General features: G+C 71.9%; 3 protein-coding genes. 2 read left to right on the top strand and 1 reads right to left on the bottom strand.

Translation table 11 applies throughout. From position 1 onward, the window contains the following. The first annotated feature begins 197 nt into the window (after positions 1–197). Positions 198–1,148, top strand: a complete 951-nt coding sequence (locus tag HG543_RS52550; RefSeq protein ID WP_169352505.1) for a glycosyltransferase family 2 protein — start codon at positions 198–200, stop codon at positions 1,146–1,148. A 12-nt stretch (positions 1,149–1,160) separates the two neighbouring features. Then, entirely contained in the window at positions 1,161–2,075 is a 915-nt protein-coding gene (locus HG543_RS52555; RefSeq protein WP_169352506.1) for a glycosyltransferase family 2 protein, read from the top strand. A gap of 4 nt (positions 2,076–2,079) precedes the next feature. On the opposite strand, the gene HG543_RS52560 is transcribed toward HG543_RS52555, so the two are convergent. Next, positions 2,080–3,273 (bottom strand): acyltransferase family protein, encoded by a 1,194-nt coding sequence (locus tag HG543_RS52560; protein ID WP_169352507.1) that lies wholly within the window; start codon positions 3,271–3,273, stop codon positions 2,080–2,082. Positions 3,274–3,433 lie beyond the last annotated feature (160 nt).

The following is a 3,433-nucleotide window of genomic DNA, read 5'->3' on the forward strand; positions in this document are numbered from 1 at the left end:
GTGCACGGGGGCGTGGTGGGGCAGGCGCTGGTGGGCGGCATCGTGTTCACGGTGCTGGTGCTGGCGCGCGAGCGGCTGCCGGGGACGCTGTCGCTCATGGGCGAGCTGAAGGACATCCTGGGATTCATCCGGGCACGGCGGGCGGCGCGGTCCGCTCCCGCGGGCCCGGCCACTTGATGAAGGACGCGAGCGATTCGATGAAGAAGGTCGACCTGGTCATCTCCATCGTCAACCACAGCAACCCGGAGTTGCTGCACGACTGCCTGCGCACGCTCTACGCGACGACGCGCGACATCTCCTTCGAGGTGTGGATCGTCGACAACGCCACGGACGGCCGCGGCGTGGAGGCCATGCGGCGCGACTTCCCGCAGGTGCGCTGGCTCTTCAACACGGAGCGCAAGGGCTTCTCCGCCAACCACAACCAGGTGCTGCGCGCCGCGCGCGCCCGGTACATCTGCATCTTCAACGACGACACCATCGTCCACGAGGGGGCGTTCGACGCGCTGGTGCGCTTCATGGATGAGAATCCGCGCGTGGGCATGGCGGGCGCGCGGCTGCTCAACGCGGACGGCACCATCCAGAACTGCACCTTCCGGCCCATGTCGCTGGCCGGGCAGCTCTTCGACCTCGTCTTCCTGCCGCGCCCGCTGCACTTCCTCAAGGAGATGGAGATCGACCCGGCGCAGTACGGCCACGAGGAGGCGCGGGTGCGCTGGGTGCTGGGCGCCTGCATCGTGGTGCGCGAGGAGACGCTCGCCGAGGTGGGCCTGCTGGACGAGCAGATGTCCCCACTGGGCAACACCGAGGACACCGACTGGTGCGTGCGCGCGTGGAAGGCCGGCTGGGAGGTGGCCTTCTGCCCGGAGGCGGTGATTACGCACCTGTCGAGCCGCTCGTTCCGCGCGTCCGCCTCGGGGCCGGACAAGGTGCGGATCGAGCTGTGGCGCACGCGGCTGGCGTACTTCCGCAAGCACCACGGCCGGCTGCACGAGATGGCGATGCGAGCCATCCTGGTGGGGACGCTGCCGTACAACGCGGCGGTGCTGACGCAGACGCTGGTGCGCGGGCGCACGAGCCTGCCGGAGTACCGGCGGCAGCTGTCCACCTTCCTGGGTATCTCCAAGATGGGCCTGCGCGCCCGGGTGTGAGGCCGTCCGCGTATGCCGTTCTTCTCCATCGTCATCCCCACGTACAACCGCGCGCGGCTGCTGGAAGAGACGCTCGCCACGGTGTTCGCGCAGGAGGAGACGGACTACGAGGTGCTCGTGGTGGACGACGGGTCCACCGACGACACGCTGGCGACGCTGGCGCGGTACGGCGAGCGGGTGCGCGTCTTCCAGCAGCGCAACGCCGGCCCGGGCGCGGCGCGCAACCTGGGCATCCGCGAGGCCCGGGGCGAGTACGTCGTCTTCCTCGACAGTGATGACCTGTGGTTCCCGTGGACGCTGGCCACGTACCGGCGGGTGCTCCGCGAGCAGGGCGCGCCCTCGGTGGTGATGGGCACGGCGGCGCCCTTCCAGCGGGCCGAGGAACTCTCGGGCCTGACGCGCGAGCCGCCGAGGGTGCTGCGCTTCGCGGACTACCTGGCGAGCGCGGAGGACCGGACGCCGCGCACCGCGTGCGTGGTGGCGGTGCGCACGGAGGCGCTGCGGCGGGTGGGCGGCTTCGTGCCCCAGCGCATCAACGGCGAGGACTACGATTTGCTGTACCGGCTGGGCACGGAGCCGGGCTTCGCGTGGGTGCGGGCGCCGGTGACGGTGGGCTACCGGCAGCACGCGGGCACGTCCTCGGCGCTGGAGCTGAGCTACCGGGGCACGCTGTTCCAGCTGGAGCAGGAGCGGCAGGGGCGCTACCCCGGAGGCGGGGCCCGGCGGCGCGAGCGGCTGGAGATGCTGCTCTACAACGTGCGGCACGTGACGCAGTGGCTGGTGTCCATGGGGCGCGGAGATCTGGCGCTGGACCTGTACCGGCGCGGCCTGCCGCTGCTCCTGGCCGCGCCGCGCTGGCGCTACGTGCTGGGCTTCCCTCCGTGGGCGGTGGCCACCACCGTGCGTCAGCGCGTGCTGCGGCGCTGACGGCTCACGGACGGGACACGGACGCCTCGGGGGGCAGCGCGGGCCGCGGCCTGCCGAGGCGCTTCAGCCACTCGCGCCCGGGCTCCTCGACGTACTTGAAGAGCACGAGCGAGGCGGCGACGACCACCGGCACCATCAGCAGGGCGACGCCGTTGTGCGGCAGCGACAGGGTCCGCGTGTTGAGCGCGAGCGCGTAGCCCATCACCGTGCCATGCGTGAGGTAGAGCGCGTAGCTGGCCTCGCCCAGCTTCGCGAGCGGACGCGTGCCCAGCAGCAGCCCCTGCCACGCCACGCCCCCGGCGAGCAGCCAGATGCTCAGCGCGAACAGCGGCACGAGCACCGCCATCTGCATCACCGGCGAGGGCTTGGCCGGAAGCAGTCCGATGACGGCCACGAGCACGGCGCAGGTGCCCAGCAGGCCCACCGTCCTCGGCCCCACGCGGCCCGGATTCGAGCGGCGGCAGAAGAGCACCCCGAGGCAGATGCCCAGGAGGAACTCGGGGAGCCGGGCGACGGGGATGAGCTGCACCGGGAGCTGCCCCAGCGCGCGAAGGCCGTTGCCCAGGGCGGAGGTGGAGCCCTCCGGGCCGAGCCACGAGACGGCCTCGGTGGCGAGGTGGGGCGCGACGCCCAGGAACCACGCCGTCACCGCCAGCGCGAGCAACTGCCGCGAGCCCCGCCGCGCGAGCCACGGCGCCACCACGGGGAACAGGAGGTAGAAGAAGGCCTCCGCCGACAGCGTCCACGCCATGATGTTCCACGTGGGCCGGCCCAGCTGCAGCCACGCCTGCGTGAGCGTGAGCGTGGCCGTGGTGATGCGGGCCACCTCGCCCGCCGTCGCGGCGGGGTCCGCGAGGTGGATGCTGCGCACGAAGAAGGGCACATCCACCACGAGCGCCAGCAGGTAGATGGGATAGATGCGCGCGAAGCGTGCCTGGTAGAAGCCCCGCAGCGTTCCGACGAAGCCGCCCCGGTCATCCAGGTAGTTGTAGGCCAGGATGAAGCCCGACAGGACGAAGAACAGGCTCACCGTGGTGAAGCCCGCCTGGAGCAGGTTGCCGAGGAACGACGGCGCTCCCGGCGTACAGGGCGGGCAGTAGAAGTGGTAGCCCACCACGCCCATGGCTGCGAGGAAGCGCAGGCCGGTACAGGCGTGGAGCGGCGGGCGGCGGAAGGCGGCGGGAGAAGACGAGGACATGAAGGCGGGTCGGCGGCAGCGTACCCGCTCCACCGACCGCGTGCCCCGGGCAATGTGCCCTCGTCAGCTCGGGCCGAGGCCTGCCCGGCCGCTCAGCGACCGCCGCCCATGAGGCCGCCGAGCATCCCGCCGAGGCCGCCTCCGCCCCCCGGCGTGTTGC

It is taken from the genome of Pyxidicoccus fallax, assembly GCF_012933655.1.
GTDB classification, from domain to species: domain Bacteria; phylum Myxococcota; class Myxococcia; order Myxococcales; family Myxococcaceae; genus Myxococcus; species Myxococcus fallax.